The organism is Methylotenera sp. N17 (genome assembly GCF_000799155.1).
In the GTDB taxonomy this organism is placed as follows: Bacteria; Pseudomonadota; Gammaproteobacteria; order Burkholderiales; family Methylophilaceae; genus Methylophilus.
Map to the genome: position 1 here is coordinate 249,984 of NZ_JUGE01000001.1, position 16,367 is coordinate 266,350.

The following is a 16,367-nucleotide window of genomic DNA, read 5'->3' on the forward strand; positions in this document are numbered from 1 at the left end:
AAATTTAGACATATCTTATATCGTATGTATTGATAATTCACTCTTCAATTTGTGGCGCGCTCGGCGGGAGTCGAACCCACGACCTTTGGCTTCGGAAACCAACACTCTATCCAGCTGAGCTACGAGCGCAACCTGCGGATTATAACAAAATAGAACTGTATACATCGCCAATCTTTTATGCATTTAAAGTTAAATGTATAATGGGTGCTTATTTTAATATTCAACTTAATATTTATACGGGGAAGATAGGCGATGGCAAAAAAAGAAGAGGGTTATTCAAGTTCAAGTTTTTGGCAGTTAATGCTTGTCATTCCGGGCACTATCATTGGATTTACATTGCTAATTTCAATACTTGCTCACTTTTTTGGTAGTGGTGAGTCAGCGGCGCCAGCACCTGCGGCGGCTGCACCAGTGGCTGCTGTTGAAACCAAAGTGGATGAAGCGATTAAGCCAGTGGCTGAAGTGCAAGTAGCTGATGCTTCTGGTGCCAAAGTTGAGAAAACTGGTGAAGAGGTCGTGAAAGCAGTATGTTCTATGTGTCACGCGGCAGGCTTAATGGAATCTCCGAAACTGGGCGATAAAGGTCAATGGGCACCACGTATTGCACAAGGCTATGAAACTTTAGTGAAGCACGCAATCGAGGGTATTCGTAATATGCCAGCACGTGGCGGTAACCCAGATTTAAGCGATACTGAAGTGGCGAGTGCGGTAGCGCACATGGCAAATGCAGCGGGTGCAAATTTTGACCCAGCAACACTTAAAAAGTAATCAGTAAGGTCAGTGAATTGAAAAAGCCGCTTAGCAACTAAGCGGCTTTTTTTGTGGGCAGATTTCCCCACGGTATTACTTTTGGATTTACTATTAACTATGGCAACTTATGCAATTGGTGATGTACAGGGCTGTTTTTATGCGTTTCGGGCCTTACTTGCCAAGCTAAACTTTGATACCCAGTGTGATAGGCTGTGGCTGGTAGGCGATATGATTAATCGCGGTACAGGCTCGCTTGAAATGCTGAGGTGGTGTGTGGAGCATCAACACGCCATTGATGTGGTATTGGGTAACCATGATTTGCATGCTATTGCAGTCGCACATAGCGTGCGCCCACCTCACCGTAGTGATACTTTGCAACCGATACTTAATGCGCATGATGGCCCGGATTTGCTGGCATGGCTGAGACATCAGCCGTTGATGCTGCAAAAAGAGAATGTGGTGATGGTGCATGCAGGTTTGCTTCCGCAATGGACGATAGCAGATGCGCTTGGATACGCAAGGGAAGTCGAAGCTGTACTGCAACATGCTGAGTATGAAGAATTTCTCCATCAGATGTATGGAAACTACCCAAGTCTTTGGCAGGATGATTTAGGTAGTGTAGACCGACTACGTCTGATTACGAATGCATTTACCCGTATGCGTATATGTACACAAGATGGCGAGCTGGACTATGCGTTTAAGGGTGAGCTTGCTGATATCCCAGACGGCTATATGCCTTGGTTTACCGTGCCTAGTCGTCAATCAAAAGAGGCCACGATTATCTGCGGGCATTGGTCTGCATTGGGTTTGTATCAGCACAATAATATTCATGCATTAGATACTGGCTGCTTGTGGGGTGGGCAATTAACGGCAATGTGTCTGGAGGATAAGACCATTACCCAGGTCGACTTTGATCCGAGGGATAAAATCTAAGAGATAAAACCTAGGAGATAAAACCTAGCCATCATGGTTGCTGGTGGCTCAATCGCTGGTTAAAGGCTGCAGAAATCATCTGATATGCAAGCTGCGTCACATGCTGGCGCGTGTGGCCGACACAGGGGATAGGTGTGAGAAAGTGCAATTCCACCACTGGATTTTTTAAGCGCAAGATTTGATCCATCGATTCGATCATGCTGGTTTCTCCCGCATAGGCCATGGTTAAACTAGGCTGTCCATTAGGCTGCGGATAGTAAATGGCAATTGGCCACAACGTGGCTTGCGCATCTACGGCAGCTTGAACAATGCTGCTTTTAAACGGAAGCATGTGCGTCCCGTCTGTGGTTGTCCCTTCCGGAAAAAAGCAGACATTTTCTAAATTACGCAGACTTTCTGAGGTGATTTCCACAATCCTAGCGGCATCTCTGCGGATGGTCCGATTAATAAACAAAGTGCCGGACTTGGTCACCAAATAACCAAACACTGGCCAAGTCCTGATTTCTAATTTTGCAATAAACCGCACGGGTATCAGGCTATTTAGGGCATGAATATCCGTCCAGGAAATATGATTAGCAACAAACATGGTGCTGTGGGTTGTGCTGTCTGGGCGTACGCCAAACACACGTACTTGTATGCTAAAACACTTGAGTAGCGATTGACACCACCAGCGTATGATACGGCCACGCCGATACGCACTCACCAAAGGCAATACTGCTGCGGCAATGGCGAGACCTAATAGCGTGTGAACAATCACCCGTGCAATACGGAAATAGCGAATAAGCGTTGGTGTTTGTTGCAAATTTATTTTAAGAAATGCGCGGCATATCTTTTGTTGATTCTAGATAATGGCAACATTACCAGCATATCTGCGGTATTGAAATAGGCATCCCATGCTGGCTCGCTACAAATGTAGGCGCCCAGTCTTAAATAGCCTTTAATCAGCGGCGGGCAGGCTACTTGAATGTCTTGATTCAAGGCTTCGATCGGTAATGGGTTGTGTGGGAACACGCGATATTCTGGTGGTGATAGATAGTCATCTTTGAGGCGATTAAAGAGTGACGCGGCAGCATGGCCACCATCGTTCATCGGCACGCTAGCGCATCCAATCATATACTCGTAATGATGCATTTGCATATACTTGGCCAAGCCCGCCCACAACATTGTAATGGTGCCGCCGCTGCGGTAATCTTGATGCACGCATGCGCGACCGACTTCTACGGTACGATCAAATAAATGTGTAATCCGGCTCAAGTCAAATTCGCCGGCAGAATAATAACCGCCAGCTTGGGCAGCTTGATGTGGATTCAATATACGGTAAGTGCCAATTACTTGATGAGTGCTGCTTTCGCGCACTAATAAGTGATCGCAGAAGGCATCAAATCCATCAATATCTAATCCGCCGGTACCACTGACTTGCGCGCCCATCTCTTCGGCAAATACTTTGTAGCGTAAGCGCTGGGCTTCTGCAATCTCTGCAGGGGTGCGTGCAATAGATAGGTATAAGCGGCTTTGCGCTTGGCTGGATTCTTGATTGAGTGCTTTTTGAAACATATCATCTCTCCGTGAATTTGAAGAGATGATAGGTAGGCTAGATGAAATTTAAATGACGGCGTGGTGACAGTTTAATGAAACGCTATCACCACTGTTTGCAGTGTCACTGACGATTAGTGGGAGACTCTTGAAGTCTCGCCATTCTCTACGATGCGTACTTTTTCGCCCGGACTAAATGCTTCATCTGCTTCTTGCACAATTGCAATCAAGCCGCCGCCATCCAGTTTTACCGTGATTTCAATACCGTCTTTACGGGTCACGACTTCTTCAGCAGCTGAGCCGGCAAGGCCGCCTGCCACAGCACCAATCACGGCGGCAATTGCGCTGCCACGGCCACCACCAATTGAGCTACCAGCGATACCGCCGATGGCACCACCTGCAACCGTACCCACAGGGGATTTAGTGCCTTCCAATTTCACTTGGCGCACACTTTCTACAATGCCGGTTTTAACGGTTTGTACTTTGCGCGCATCGTCACGTTTATATACGCTACCAGAGTTTGAGCTTGCACAAGCAGCAAGGATGCTGGTGATGACGATGAGGCATGCTAATTTAATGTAACGCATACAGAACTCCTTTAACTATTGTTTCATTATTGAGTGAGTTTTTCTTTTGCTGCCACTTCTTTGACCAGTGCATGGCTATAGACGTTCTCAATTTCTTCGCGTGTTGGTCGATGATTTTGTCCGCCTCTACTTGCGATTTTAATTGCCCCCATAGTGGACGCCAGTCTGCCGCACGTTGGCCAATCCCAGCCTCTTACCATGCCATAGAGCAGCCCGGCACGGTACGCGTCTCCACAGCCAGTAGGATCTACAATCTTATCTGCGTTAACGCATGGAATCTCAAACAGTTGACCATCGGCATAGATTTGGGAGCCGTTGGCGCCTAATGTCACAATCAGCGCCTTCACTTTTGCCGCCAGCTGCTCCAGGTTCAAACCGGTTTTATCCTGAATGACTTGTGACTCATAATCATTGACGGCCAAATAATCGGCCATGTTGATAAAATGTAATAACTCTTCACCGTTGAACATGGGTAAACCTTGGCCAGGGTCGAACATAAACGGGATGCCAGCTTCAAAACATTCGCGTGCATGTTGGAACATGCCATCTCGGCCATCTGGAGCAATAATGGCAAGGCTCACATCCTGAGTGTTTTTGACACTGTTTTGATGTGATTCCACCATTGCACCCGGGTGGAACGCTGTAATCTGATTGTCCTCAGTGTCGGTCGTAATAAAAGCCTGCGCAGTAAAGCTATGATCAATGGATTTTACATGCGCTTGATTCAGCTGATTTTGCTCAAGCCATTTGGCGTAGGGTGTAAAGTCTTCACCCACGGTTGCCATAATAAGAGGGTTGCCTTCTAGCAATTGCAAGTTGTAGGCAATATTGCCGGCAGTACCACCAAACTCTCTACGCATCTCCGGTACATAAAAAGCGACGCTTAATTTATGAATTTTGTCCGGCAAGATATGGTTTTTGAATTGGTCTTGGAACACCATGATGGTGTCGTAAGCAAGCGAGCCACAAATAAGAATATGCATGATAAACGTACGGAATAATAATCCGTCATTATCGTGTAGCTTAATGGCGTAAAGCAAGCATTAAGCATTTAGTGTGGAATTATTTGCGTGCGCCGTCGATTAGAATTTTGGCAGCTTGTTTCGCGTACTTGATGGCGCCAGAGCCACGTTTCATTTGCTCAGCTTGTACAGCGCCTTCAAACAGCAGTGAGAGCTGCAATGCCAAGCCGTCTGCATCCTGAATATTGGCATCTGCTGCTAGTTTGGCAATATACAGTCTGAAATCTCTGGATTGTTGCGAAGAAAGTTGATGAATAGGGTTCTGCTCATCTGGAAATTCTGCAGAAGCTTTGATAAAGCCCATGCCTAAAAAGCTAGGAGAGCTGACCCACTCTTCAATGAAGTCAAATAATTGCTGTATTTTTTCTGTGGGTTTTTGATTGCTTGTGCTGAATTTAAGATCTAGCCAGCTTTGGAAATCAGACTGACTTTTTCTTAATACTTCTAAAATCAACTCTTCCTTGGTGCGGAAGTATTTGTACAGTGTCATTTTAGTAGTGCCAGCCTCGGCTACAATGGTGTCTACGCCAGTCGAGTTAATCCCTCTCGTTTGAAAAAGATCGGTCGCCGTACTTAATATTCGTTCGCGTAACACAGACATAATTTCATTATACTAATCTGTATATATAGTGCAAGTGTAATTTTAAAGTGTGATTTTAGGGTTAGTTTTTGGAGTTGGCCATTAGCATGGGTGTGTAATTACACCTCACCATGTCGAGTAGCTGATTGGTCAGTCGTTGATCTTCACGGTTCACGGAAATTTGGCCTAGTATAATATTTTCAAAATACACTTTTTTATAAGAATCAGGCAGTTGCAAAGCCTCTATTAATTGACAATTGCCTTTACGCATTTGTTCGATTCGGGCAAATAGTGCTGCCGTTTGCTCCGGGCTGGCGGTGAGGTGGCTGGCATCGGCCACCATGCCAGTGGCTGGACCCATGTTTGGCATGGTGTCACTTGCAAATTGCGCTGTGTGTGCAACTGGGTCAATGGCGTTGTATTTCCAGAACTGGTACCCAATCATGCTGCTAATAATGAGTATGGTGCTGGCCGCTACCGCATAGGCTGGTTTTTTAGGTACGTGAAACTCACGTTTGGTCTGCGCTGCAATCAAGGCCTTCGCCGCGCTTTTTGCATGCGATAAGCTAGCCGGGTTTTGGTGATGCAGCTTTTCTTGTGCGGCAGCAATCGCCATAAAATACAGTTGGTTTGCCAATAGCTCAGGCATGGCTGCACCTGCTTTGGCAGCTTCTAGCGTAAGGTAATGTACCAGTGGTGAGTCGCCTTGAGATGGTTTGAAGTCAACACGGGGCTGCATTTTGGGCGCATCCAGCCAGTCATCAAGCAGATCGAATAAATGCAGTAGACGGCTGTGTGGTGTGCTGCCCGATTTTTTAAGCATGGCGATTAACCATTCGGAGTTGAGTATATCCATGCTGTTCCTTTCACCTAAAAAGGTTTGACGACCACTAGAATCACGATTGCAAATAATACTAACACGGGGATTTCATTAAACCAGCGATACCACATATGGCTATGTTGATTTTTGCCAGCGGCAAAGTCTCGCATCAGTTTGCCGCAGTATAGATGATAAGCCACTAAGCCTATTACCAGCGCCAGTTTGGCATGTAGCCAGCCGCCCGTGATGCCATAGCCCAACCACAGCCATAGCCCAAATGCCAATGCAAGCACTGCAAGCGGCAGCATGAATCGGTATAGCTTCTGTTCCATCAGCGCCAATCGTGCTTTTGTATTGGCATCATCTACCATGGCATGATTCACAAATAGGCGTGGCAAATAAAACAGGCCGGCGAACCAACTAATCACAAAAATAATATGGAGCGCTTTAATCCACAGCATTAGTGCAGTTCTTTATCTAATAACTGACGCAATTCTGCAAAGTTTAGCTCGCCAATAATGCGTTGCACGCGATTTCCCTGCTTATCGTAAAGAAACGTGGTGGGGGTTAGGTTAACACCGCCAAACGCATGCACCATTTCGCTCAGTCCATCGTGCATCACTGGGAAAGGTAGCGATTTTTGTTGCGTATAGTTAAGTACTTGCGCGGGCGGGTCGTATGGCATTGCCACTGCAATCACTTCAAACCCTTTTTGTTTGTATTCATTGTATGTATTGATCAAATCTGGCATTTCTTTGATGCAGCCTGGGCAATCGGTGGCCCAAAAGTTAACCAGTACCACTTTGCCTTTTAATGCGGCCATGGGTATCTTTTCACCACGAATGGTCGTGAAAGTGACATCCGGAGATTGTGCTGTTTGCGATAAGCTGAATATCAATGCACCTAATAACGCAGCCAGCGCAAGTGGGATAAGAATTTTTTTAAAATGTGTCATCATAAAATTGTAACGTTTTTTGCTGAAATGGTGTCAATAACCACAGGCGGTTAGTAGTTTTTGTGCAGTCTACAGCATGCTATAATTGGTTTTTGTTTGTAATGAACTATCAATGAACGCACCGACACCTGCTGCTTTTCTTCAATCTGACGCATTGCCTGTCACGCGCTTGCGCGAGATCCCCTATAACTACACCTCATTCTCAGACCGCGAAATTGTCATTCGGTTTCTTGGCGAGGAAATTTGGGAAATCCTGAATACATTACGCGAACAGCGTAAGACTGGACGTAGTGCGCGCATGTTGTTTGAAGTGCTGGGTGATTTGTGGGTAGTGAGTCGCAACCCCTATCTACAAGATGACTTGCTAGATAATCCTAAGCGTCGTAAAGCCTTGATTGATGCGCTATATCACCGTATTGCTGCCATTGATGAGCGTAGCGCGGGCAATGCTAACGTACAAAAGCTGGTGGCAGCTGCCAAACAAGCAGTACAAAAATTTAGCGATGACTTCCGTCAAACGTACGATTTGCGTAAGAAAGCGTTAAGCAAGCTAAGCAAATATACCCGCAAGGACAATATCCAATTTGATGGACTGGCGCGTGTCTCACACGTGACGGATGCGACTGACTGGCGTGTGGAATATCCGTTTGTCGTATTGAATCCGGATACCGAAGCGGAAATTGCCTATTTGGTCAGGGCTTGTATCGAGCTCGGGCTAACCGTGATTCCACGCGGCGGTGGCACTGGCTATACCGGTGGCGCAATTCCGCTCACACCACTGTCAGCGGTAATTAATACAGAAAAATTAGACCAGCATACTGGCGTGCAAATGCGCACCTTGCCTGGCGTTGCGCGTCAGGTGGCGACCATTGAGTGTGGCGCCGGTGTGGTGACGCGTCGCGCCATGGAAGCGGCGACGGATGCTGGACTTGAGTTTGCATGTGACCCGACTTCTGCAGATGCTTGTTGTATTGGCGGTAACGTGGCCATGAACGCTGGTGGTAAAAAAGCGGTGTTGTGGGGTACTGCGTTGGATAACCTAGCCTCATGGCGCATGGTGACGCCCGATGCTACATGGATGGAAGTTGAGCGCTTAGACCATAACTTGGGCAAGATTCATGATATTGAAATGGCGCGCTTTAAAATTAGCCGTTATGACATCGACATGAAAACTTTGTTGTCTGAGCCGGAAATCATTGCGATTCCTGGGCCAAGCTTCCGTAAAGTAGGCTTGGGTAAAGATGTGACGGATAAATTCCTGTCAGGTTTGCCAGGCATTCAAAAAGAAGGCTGCGATGGTCTCATCACCAGCGCGACTTTTATTCTGCACCGCATGCCTAAGCATGTGCGTACGATTGCCTTGGAGTTCTTTGGCAATGTATCCCATGCAGTGCCTGCGATTGTTGAGATCAAAGATTATTTAGACGCGACTGCCAAGCAAGAGCCTGCTGTCATCATGGCTGGCTTGGAGCATATGGATGAGCGTTATATTAAAGCCGTAGGCTACGCTACTAAAGCAGCGCGTCAGCAACGCCCAAAAATGGTGTTGTTATGTGATATCGCATCGGACGACGAAAACGCAGTGGGGGAAGTTGCTTCTGCTGTAGTACGGATGTGCAATGCGCGTAATGGCGAGGGTTTTATTGCTGTTTCTTCTGAGGCGCGTAAAAAATTCTGGTTAGACCGCTCACGTACGGCTGCGATTGCTAAGCATACTAACGCATTCAAAATCAATGAAGACGTGGTGATTCCATTGCCAAAACTGGGTGAATACTCAGATGGTATTGAGCGTATCAACATTGAATTGTCAATTCAAAACAAGCTCAAACTGGTGGATGCACTAGAGACGTTCCTGCAAGGGGATTTGCCGATTCAGCCAGACGAAGAGGGCAATGCGGATGCTGAGAGCGTACAGTCTAAACAAGTGATTGCTTTGCAGTTGTTGCGTGATTTGCGTGCCAAATGGCGTTTAATTTTAAATACGCTGGATGAGCCTGTTGCTACATTGGGCGAGTTGGGCAAAGGCCACGCGCAATACGAAAATGTATTCCGCGCGGTACAGTCTTACGATTTGCGTATTTCTTGGAAGCGCGAATTAAAGCGCCCCATGGCCGATATTTTTGCTGGGCGTGAGTATCAAAAGATATTGAATGAATTGGACGTCATTCATAAAAAAGTGCTGAAAAGCCGCGTGTTCATTGCGTTGCACATGCATGCGGGTGATGGCAATGTGCATACCAATATTCCGGTCAATTCAGACGATTACGGCATGATGCAAGACGCACATGCTGCGGTTGCGCGCGTGATGGCATTGGCTAGACACTTGAATGGTGTGATCTCTGGTGAGCACGGTATCGGCATTACCAAAATGGAGTTCTTGGATCAATCCACTATTGATACTTTTACTACCTATAAAAATAAAGTGGACCCCAATGGTCACTTTAATAAAGGTAAATTGCTGGCTGGCTCTGGTTTAGACAATGCCTATACGCCAAGCTTTGGTTTGCTGGAACAAGAATCTATCATCATGGAGCAATCAGCCATTGGTGAGATTGCCGATGATATTTCTGACTGCTTACGATGCGGTAAGTGTAAGCCCGTGTGCTCTACGCATGTGCCACGCGCTAATTTGTTGTATTCACCGCGCAATAAAATTTTAGGCACTTCATTGCTGATCGAGGCGTTTTTGTACGAAGAGCAAACGCGTCGTGGTATCTCACTCAAGCATTTTGATGAGTTTAACGATGTGGCGGATCACTGCACGGTGTGTCATCGTTGCGAAAAACCGTGTCCGGTCGATATTGATTTTGGTGATGTATCGATCAAAATGCGTAACTTTTTGCGCGAGCAAGGCAAGAAGAAATTCAACCCTGGTACGGCGGCAGGCATGCTGTTCTTAAACGCAAAAGACCCGGCCACCATTAAGTTCTTGCGTACCACCATGATTGGTTGGGGCTATAAAGTGCAAAATATCGCGCATAGTCTCGCTAAGCGATTCGGCTTGCTAAAAGACAAAAAAGCACCGCCAGCGACAGTCGGTAAAGCGGATATCAAAACACAGGTGATTCATTTTATTAATCGCCCAATGCCAAGAAAAATGCAATCTAAGACTTCACGCGCGATGCTGGGTGTGGAAGATGATCACATGATCCCGGTGATTCGTAACCCGCAAAAAGTAACGGAAGATTCAGAAGCTGTATTCTATTTTCCTGGTTGCGGTTCTGAGCGTTTGTTCTCTAATGTGGGTTTAGCTACGCAAGCCATGTTGTATGAGGTCGGCGCCATTACGGTACTGCCGCCTGGCTATTTGTGCTGCGGCTACCCACAAACTTCAGCAGGTAATCATGATAAAGGGCAAGAAATCACGGCAGACAATCGCGTGTTGTTCCATCGTGTGGCTAACACCTTGAACTATCTGGATATCAAGACAGTGATTGTGTCTTGCGGTACTTGTATGGACCAATTACAGAAGTATGAGTTTGAGAAGATATTCCCGGGTTGCCGTTTGTTAGATATTCACGAGTACCTGATGGAGAAAGACCAGAAATTATCTGGCGTTACGGGTACGCGTTATATGTACCATGACCCATGTCATAGTCCAATGAAAACCTATAAACCGCTGGAAGTGACGAATAAACTGATGGGTCAGGATGTTGCGTTGAACGACCGCTGCTGTGGTGAGAGCGGCACGTTTGCAGCTGCACGCCCGGATATTGCCACGCAGGTCAAATTCCGCAAGCAAGAAGAACTGGCTAAAGGCATGGAGAAAATGGGTCTGACTGTGGGCGCGCCTGAGCAGCCTGTGAAGATCCTGACCTCATGCCCAAGCTGCTTGCAAGGGCTGGCGCGCTACGGCGATGACACTGGTATTGAAGCAGACTATATTGTGGTGGAAATGGCGAAGCATATTCTTGGCGAGAACTGGATGCAAGACTATGTAGAAAAAGCCAATAATGGTGGTATTGAGAAAGTGCTGCTGTAGATAGCTTAGCCGTACGCGTCAAATGACGGTGCGGCATCCTTGGGTGATGCTATTTCATGGCTTTGTATATGGCGTAACAGGCAAGGCCCAGCATGGTGAATGCGATAACTGCAATCACAATCAAGCTCATTAGACCGTAGTCTGTGGATAGTAGGTCACTGATTATTTTCATGATGGTCTCCTTCGGGTGCGTTCAGTGCATACTTTGACATGCTGCCTTTTGTTTGGCTTTGATGTAGCGCAAGAAATGCGAACTTTGCAACAATCGTTAACCTAATCAGTGATTAAGATAGCCTATGCCTCAATTAATACTTGGTGTTGTGTTGTGTGGATTTAGTCAATTGTTGTTTGCAGCAACGCAAGATGGTCGATGGCATTTAGGGATTGGTGACCCAACGGTCTGGGGATGGTTAACCGTTGTTGTGTACCTAGCGGCAGTAGCGCGCTGCTTTATAAAAGCCAAACGCGGTCGAGATGACGGCATGCCTTATCAATTTTGGTTATGGCTAGGTGTACTGCTGTTATTGCTTAGTATTAATAAGCAGTTAGATTTGCAAACCTGGCTGAGTCAAACCATACGTGATTTGTCAGTCGCACATGGTTGGTACGAACAACGCAGACTGTTGCAAATGGCATTTGTGGTGACGGTTGGAGCCGCTATGGTGATATTGCTACTCACATTGCGTATCTACTTATGGAATCTGTGGCGTAATTACAAGCTAGTGTGGTCTGGGCTTATTTTGCTGTGCGCGTTTATTTTAATCCGCGCAGCCTCATTCCATCATGTCGATATCCTGATTCGCCAGTCACTATTTGGGCTAGAGCTCAATGTCTTACTTGAAAATCTCGCACTTGTGATGATCATCCTCGGCACATTTATACACCGTAAGCCATCTTCATTTCCGCCTACGGTGCCCAATGAAAAAACGCTCACCAATACCGGCTATTACGAAGCTAAGGAAGAGGGTGCGGATGTGTATTGTCCGCGTTGTGCAACCAAAGCCGTCTCCAAAGCCGCACACGGGCGTGCATTTAAGTGCAAATATTGTGCACATAAATATCTGGTGTATGTTCCCCACTAACCATTGAAGTCATGTATGAATATCTACCCAATCCTTAAACCTTTATTGTTTCAGTTAGATGCCGAAGTTGCACATGATGTCACCTTGGCCAGCTTAAAATGGGCCGAGCGTTTGCACTTGCTAGGTGCTAATACAAACCAATATCACACTACGCCGCGTCAGGTCATGGGCCTTACGTTTCCCAACGCAGTGGGATTGGCGGCAGGCTTGGATAAAAATGCAGCCGTCATTGATGGCATGGCCACCTTGGGTTTTGGTTTTATCGAAGTGGGCACCGTGACGCCACGGCCACAGCCAGGCAACCCTAGGCCACGATTATTTCGCGTGAAACAAGCACAAGGCATTATCAACCGTTTTGGGTTTAATAATCTGGGTGTCGATCATCTGGTTGAGAATGTAAAGTCTGCCAAATACAAAGGCGTACTCGGTATCAATATAGGCAAAAACTTTGATACGCCGAACGAGCGCGCTGTAGATGATTATCTGCATTGCATGCGTAAGGTATATGCGCATGCTAGCTATATCACAGTCAATATTTCATCGCCCAACACTAAGAACTTACGCGCGCTGCAAGAGAAAGAAGCATTGTCCGCTTTACTGGCAAGTTTGAAATTTGAACAAACCAAACTGACGGAACAGCATAGCCAATACGTGCCTGTGGCTTTGAAAATTGCGCCGGATCTAACGCCTACCCAAGTCGCGGAAATTGCAGACCTATTGATGCAGCACCAAATCGACGGGGTGATTGCCACCAATACCACCTTATCGCGCGATGCAGTACAAGGCATGGCACATGCTGAGGAGACGGGCGGATTGTCTGGCGCACCGGTGAAGCATGCTTCCACCGCTGTCATACAGCAGTTATCACAACGCCTGCAAGGCGCATTACCTATTATTGGCGTGGGGGGCATTATGTCTGGTGCTGACGCAGTGGAAAAAATTGCGGCCGGCGCAAGTCTGGTACAGCTTTATAGTGGGCTTATCTACCAAGGGCCAAAGTTGGTAAACGATGTTTGTAAATCACTAGGTTGATGCAGTTACCTATTCTCTATTCTTATCGAAGATGCCCTTATGCCATGCGCGCGCGCATGGCGCTACATGTGTCCAATATTCAGGTCGAGATCCGCGAAATATCGCTACGTGATAAACCCACACATATGCTGCAAATGTCCCCAAAAGGTACTGTGCCTGTGTTGGTGTTGGAAAATGGATTGGTACTTGAACAGAGTCTGGACATTATGATGTGGGCATTGCAGCAACATGATCCGGAAGGCTGGCTGCACGCCAATCATGAGCAAACGATGCAGTGGATTACAAACAACGATGGTGATTTTAAGCAAGCCTTAGATCACTATAAATATCCGGAGCGGTTTCCTGAACAGCCACAGGTTGTGTATCGCGCGCAATGCGAGATATTTCTGCAAACACTAGAATCTGCATTACAAGCGCAGCCTTATTTAATGGGGCAGCAGGTCAGTATCGCTGATATCGCTATCTTTCCGTTTATCCGTCAGTTTGCTGCAGTGGATGTAACTTGGTTCTCGCAGTCGCCATACGTGGCTGTGGCACAGTGGTTAAGCGCGTGGGTAGAAAGTACATTGTTTGTAAGCATTATGCAGAAATACCCCGTTTATCAGTCTTAAACTATGTGTTTTAAGCTAAGCGACAGGCATTAAAAAAGGCGCATATGCGCCTTTTTTAATTTGAAACTCATCACGCAAACTGCGCTGTTTATACAGGTGCGGCGGCGGTTTCTTCTTCATTGAACACCAGTTTGATTTGGTCTTCGCTGTCGATATCCACATGCACTGAACCACCGTTTGCCAATTTACCAAACAGTAACTCATCTGCCAAGGCCTTACGGATGGTGTCTTGAATGAGTCTAGCCATCGGGCGTGCACCCATGAGCGGATCAAACCCCTTTTTGCCAAGGTAGGTTTTGAGTGCATCACTGAACGTTACGTCCACTTTTTTCTCATGCAACTGATCTTCTAATTGCATCAAGAACTTATCGACCACACGAATGATAATCTCGTGTGACAGAGCGCCAAATGACACAGTAGCATCCAAACGGTTGCGGAACTCAGGGCTAAAGAAGCGCTTGAGGTCTGCAGCTTCATCCGTCACATCTTTTGCATTGGTAAAGCCAATGCTGGCTTTAGACATGTTTTCCGCACCTGCATTGGTGGTCATGATAATGGTCACATTGCGGAAGTCTGCTTTGCGGCCATTGTTATCCGTGAGCGTACCATGGTCCATCACTTGCAACAGAATGTTGAAGATATCCGGATGTGCTTTTTCAATTTCGTCGAGCAACAGTACGCAGTAAGGTTGTTTGGTGATGGCTTCTGTCAATAAACCACCTTGGTCAAACCCTACATAGCCTGGAGGCGCGCCAATTAAGCGGCTCACTGCATGACGTTCCATGTATTCACTCATGTCGAAGCGAATGAGTTCAATGCCCATGATATAAGCCAACTGCTTGGCGACTTCAGTTTTACCCACGCCAGTAGGGCCGCTGAATAAGAAACTACCAATCGGTTTGTTGTTTTGACCTAGTCCGCTACGCGCCATTTTGACGGCTGAAGCCAAGGTATCAATCGCTTTGTCTTGACCAAATACGACTGCTTTCAAATCGCGTTCCAATGTTTTGAGCGCATTGCGATCATCGCTGGAAATGTTTTTTGGCGGAATACGTGCAATCTTGGCAATGATGTCTTCAATCTCTTTATTGCCAATGACTTTTTTCTGTTTGTTTTTGGGCAAGATGCGTTGCGCAGCACCCGCTTCATCAATCACGTCAATCGCTTTATCTGGCAAATGACGGTCGTTGATGTATTTGGCAGACAGTTCAGCCGCTACAGTCAAAGCACTCGCGCTATATTTAACACTATGGTGCTCTTCAAATTTAGATTTCAGACCTTTTAAAATCTCAATGGTCTCAGCCACACTCGGTTCCACCACATCGATTTTTTGGAAGCGGCGTGACAGGGCATGATCTTTCTCAAAAATACCGCGGTATTCTTGATATGTCGTTGCGCCAATGCATTTAAGTGTGCCATTGGATAGTGCTGGTTTGAGCAAGTTGCTGGCGTCTAAAGTACCGCCGCTTGCTGCACCTGCACCTATCAAGGTATGAATCTCATCTATAAACAGAATAGCGTCTGGTTTTTCGGCCAATTGCTTCATCACCGCTTTTAAGCGTTGCTCAAAATCACCACGGTATTTTGTACCTGCCAATAGTGCACCCATGTCTAAAGAGTAGACCGTGGCATTGGCTAAGACATCTGGAATGTCTTGTTCCACAATACGGCTAGCCAATCCTTCAGCAATCGCTGTTTTGCCCACACCAGCTTCACCCACCAATAGTGGATTATTTTTACGGCGACGGCAAAGCGTCTGAATCACACGCTCCAGCTCTTGACCACGGCCGATTAAAGGATCAATTTTGCCTGCGGCCACTTGTACGTTTAAATTGAGTGTGAAGTTTTCCAGTGCGCCTGCTGGGGTCGGTTCTGCCTCACTTTCAACATCGCTGCTGTCAGCCTTTTCTTCACCCTCAGGTAATTTTGCCACGCCATGCGAGATGAAATTCACCACATCTAAACGGGTGATGCCTTGCTGGTGCAAGAAGAACACAGCATGAGAATCTTTTTCACCGTAAATAGCCACCAATACATTGGCGCCAGTCACTTCTTTTTTGCCAGAGGATTGCACGTGCAACATGGCACGTTGAATCACACGTTGGAAACCTAGCGTAGGTTGTGTATCCACTTCACCCTCACCATTCACGGTAGGGGTGTGCTCCTCAATATATTGGTTGAGTTCGGAGCGTAACACATCAAATTTTGCACCACAGGCACGTAATACTTCAGCCGCGGTAGGATTATCTATCATGGCCAGTAAGAGATGCTCTACCGTAATGAGCTCATGGCGCTTTTGACGCGCATCCATGAACGCCATATGTAGGCTGACTTCTAACTCTTGAGCTATCATCTTATTACCTTAACTTTCACTTTATTTTGTCTATAAACAACTGCCACCATCAACACATACCATCTTAGCATCGGCAATTGATTGCAATTTAAATTTTAAGCCTGCTTTTCTCTACTTGTTCAACAAT

The 16,367-nt window shown here is 46.6% G+C and carries 16 protein-coding genes and 1 tRNA gene; 6 read left to right on the plus strand and 11 right to left on the minus strand.

The genetic code is table 11. The features are described 5' to 3' along the window. Window positions 1-52 precede the first annotated feature (52 nt). Window positions 53-129, minus strand: a tRNA-Arg gene (locus tag FG11_RS01300). 123 nt (window positions 130-252) lie between these two features. On the opposite strand from FG11_RS01300, the gene FG11_RS01305 reads away from it, so the two are divergent. After that, window positions 253-768 carry a c-type cytochrome gene (locus FG11_RS01305; RefSeq protein WP_047532676.1) on the plus strand — a complete coding sequence of 172 codons (516 nt, stop codon included), beginning with the start codon at window positions 253-255 and terminating at the stop codon, window positions 766-768. Window positions 769-867: 99 nt separating this feature from the next. Beyond that, window positions 868-1,683 carry a symmetrical bis(5'-nucleosyl)-tetraphosphatase gene (locus FG11_RS01310; protein ID WP_047535627.1) on the plus strand — a complete coding sequence of 272 codons (816 nt, stop codon included), beginning with the start codon at window positions 868-870 and terminating at the stop codon, window positions 1,681-1,683. A 31-nt stretch (window positions 1,684-1,714) separates the two neighbouring features. Here FG11_RS01310 and FG11_RS01315 read toward each other — a convergent pair whose 3' ends face one another. The 8 genes from FG11_RS01315 to FG11_RS01350 form a co-directional block, all read right to left on the minus strand. Further along, a complete protein-coding gene (locus tag FG11_RS01315; RefSeq protein WP_025223775.1) occupies window positions 1,715-2,485 on the minus strand; it encodes a lysophospholipid acyltransferase family protein in 771 nt (256 codons plus the stop codon). A 2-nt stretch (window positions 2,486-2,487) separates the two neighbouring features. Beyond that, the gene (locus tag FG11_RS01320) at window positions 2,488-3,237 is read right to left on the minus strand and encodes a GNAT family N-acetyltransferase (protein ID WP_025223776.1); all 750 of its coding nucleotides are present in this window, start codon (window positions 3,235-3,237) and stop codon (window positions 2,488-2,490) included. A gap of 113 nt (window positions 3,238-3,350) precedes the next feature. Beyond that, window positions 3,351-3,803, minus strand: a complete 453-nt coding sequence (locus FG11_RS01325; protein WP_020183831.1) for a glycine zipper 2TM domain-containing protein — start codon at window positions 3,801-3,803, stop codon at window positions 3,351-3,353. 26 nt (window positions 3,804-3,829) lie between these two features. Next, window positions 3,830-4,786: a carbohydrate kinase family protein gene (locus tag FG11_RS01330; protein WP_047535628.1), complete on the minus strand. Its 957-nt coding sequence runs from the start codon at window positions 4,784-4,786 to the stop codon at window positions 3,830-3,832. A 79-nt stretch (window positions 4,787-4,865) separates the two neighbouring features. Then, on the minus strand, window positions 4,866-5,426 hold the full coding sequence (locus FG11_RS01335) for a TetR/AcrR family transcriptional regulator (protein WP_025223778.1): 561 nt from the start codon (window positions 5,424-5,426) through the stop codon (window positions 4,866-4,868). A gap of 61 nt (window positions 5,427-5,487) precedes the next feature. After that, the gene (locus FG11_RS01340; protein ID WP_047532678.1) at window positions 5,488-6,261 is read right to left on the minus strand and encodes a hypothetical protein; all 774 of its coding nucleotides are present in this window, start codon (window positions 6,259-6,261) and stop codon (window positions 5,488-5,490) included. A gap of 14 nt (window positions 6,262-6,275) precedes the next feature. After that, window positions 6,276-6,686, minus strand: a complete 411-nt coding sequence (locus FG11_RS01345; RefSeq protein WP_047532680.1) for a CopD family protein — start codon at window positions 6,684-6,686, stop codon at window positions 6,276-6,278. Beyond that, complete coding sequence (locus tag FG11_RS01350) at window positions 6,686-7,183, minus strand: TlpA disulfide reductase family protein (RefSeq protein WP_442922018.1); 498 nt, start codon at window positions 7,181-7,183, stop codon at window positions 6,686-6,688. Before FG11_RS01350 ends, FG11_RS01345 begins: the two co-directional genes overlap by 1 nt. Before the next feature lie 109 nt (window positions 7,184-7,292). On the opposite strand from FG11_RS01350, the gene FG11_RS01355 reads away from it, so the two are divergent. Further along, window positions 7,293-11,162 carry a DUF3683 domain-containing protein gene (locus FG11_RS01355; RefSeq protein WP_047532682.1) on the plus strand — a complete coding sequence of 1,290 codons (3,870 nt, stop codon included), beginning with the start codon at window positions 7,293-7,295 and terminating at the stop codon, window positions 11,160-11,162. A 49-nt stretch (window positions 11,163-11,211) separates the two neighbouring features. Here FG11_RS01355 and FG11_RS13375 read toward each other — a convergent pair whose 3' ends face one another. Beyond that, a complete protein-coding gene (locus tag FG11_RS13375; protein WP_020183838.1) occupies window positions 11,212-11,334 on the minus strand; it encodes a DUF3149 domain-containing protein in 123 nt (40 codons plus the stop codon). Window positions 11,335-11,458: 124 nt separating this feature from the next. On the opposite strand from FG11_RS13375, the gene FG11_RS01360 reads away from it, so the two are divergent. From FG11_RS01360 to FG11_RS01370, 3 genes are read left to right on the plus strand one after another with little or no spacing between them, the layout of a single operon-like run. Continuing rightward, the gene (locus FG11_RS01360; RefSeq protein ID WP_047532684.1) at window positions 11,459-12,244 is read left to right on the plus strand and encodes a hypothetical protein; all 786 of its coding nucleotides are present in this window, start codon (window positions 11,459-11,461) and stop codon (window positions 12,242-12,244) included. A 15-nt stretch (window positions 12,245-12,259) separates the two neighbouring features. Next, window positions 12,260-13,276: a quinone-dependent dihydroorotate dehydrogenase gene (locus tag FG11_RS01365; protein ID WP_047532685.1), complete on the plus strand. Its 1,017-nt coding sequence runs from the start codon at window positions 12,260-12,262 to the stop codon at window positions 13,274-13,276. Beyond that, window positions 13,276-13,887 carry a glutathione S-transferase gene (locus FG11_RS01370; RefSeq protein ID WP_081978164.1) on the plus strand — a complete coding sequence of 204 codons (612 nt, stop codon included), beginning with the start codon at window positions 13,276-13,278 and terminating at the stop codon, window positions 13,885-13,887. Before FG11_RS01365 ends, FG11_RS01370 begins: the two co-directional genes overlap by 1 nt. Before the next feature lie 88 nt (window positions 13,888-13,975). On the opposite strand, the gene clpA is transcribed toward FG11_RS01370, so the two are convergent. Then, entirely contained in the window at window positions 13,976-16,240 is a 2,265-nt protein-coding gene (gene clpA / locus FG11_RS01375) for an ATP-dependent Clp protease ATP-binding subunit ClpA (RefSeq protein WP_020183842.1), read from the minus strand. Between the last annotated feature and the right edge of the window lie 127 nt (window positions 16,241-16,367).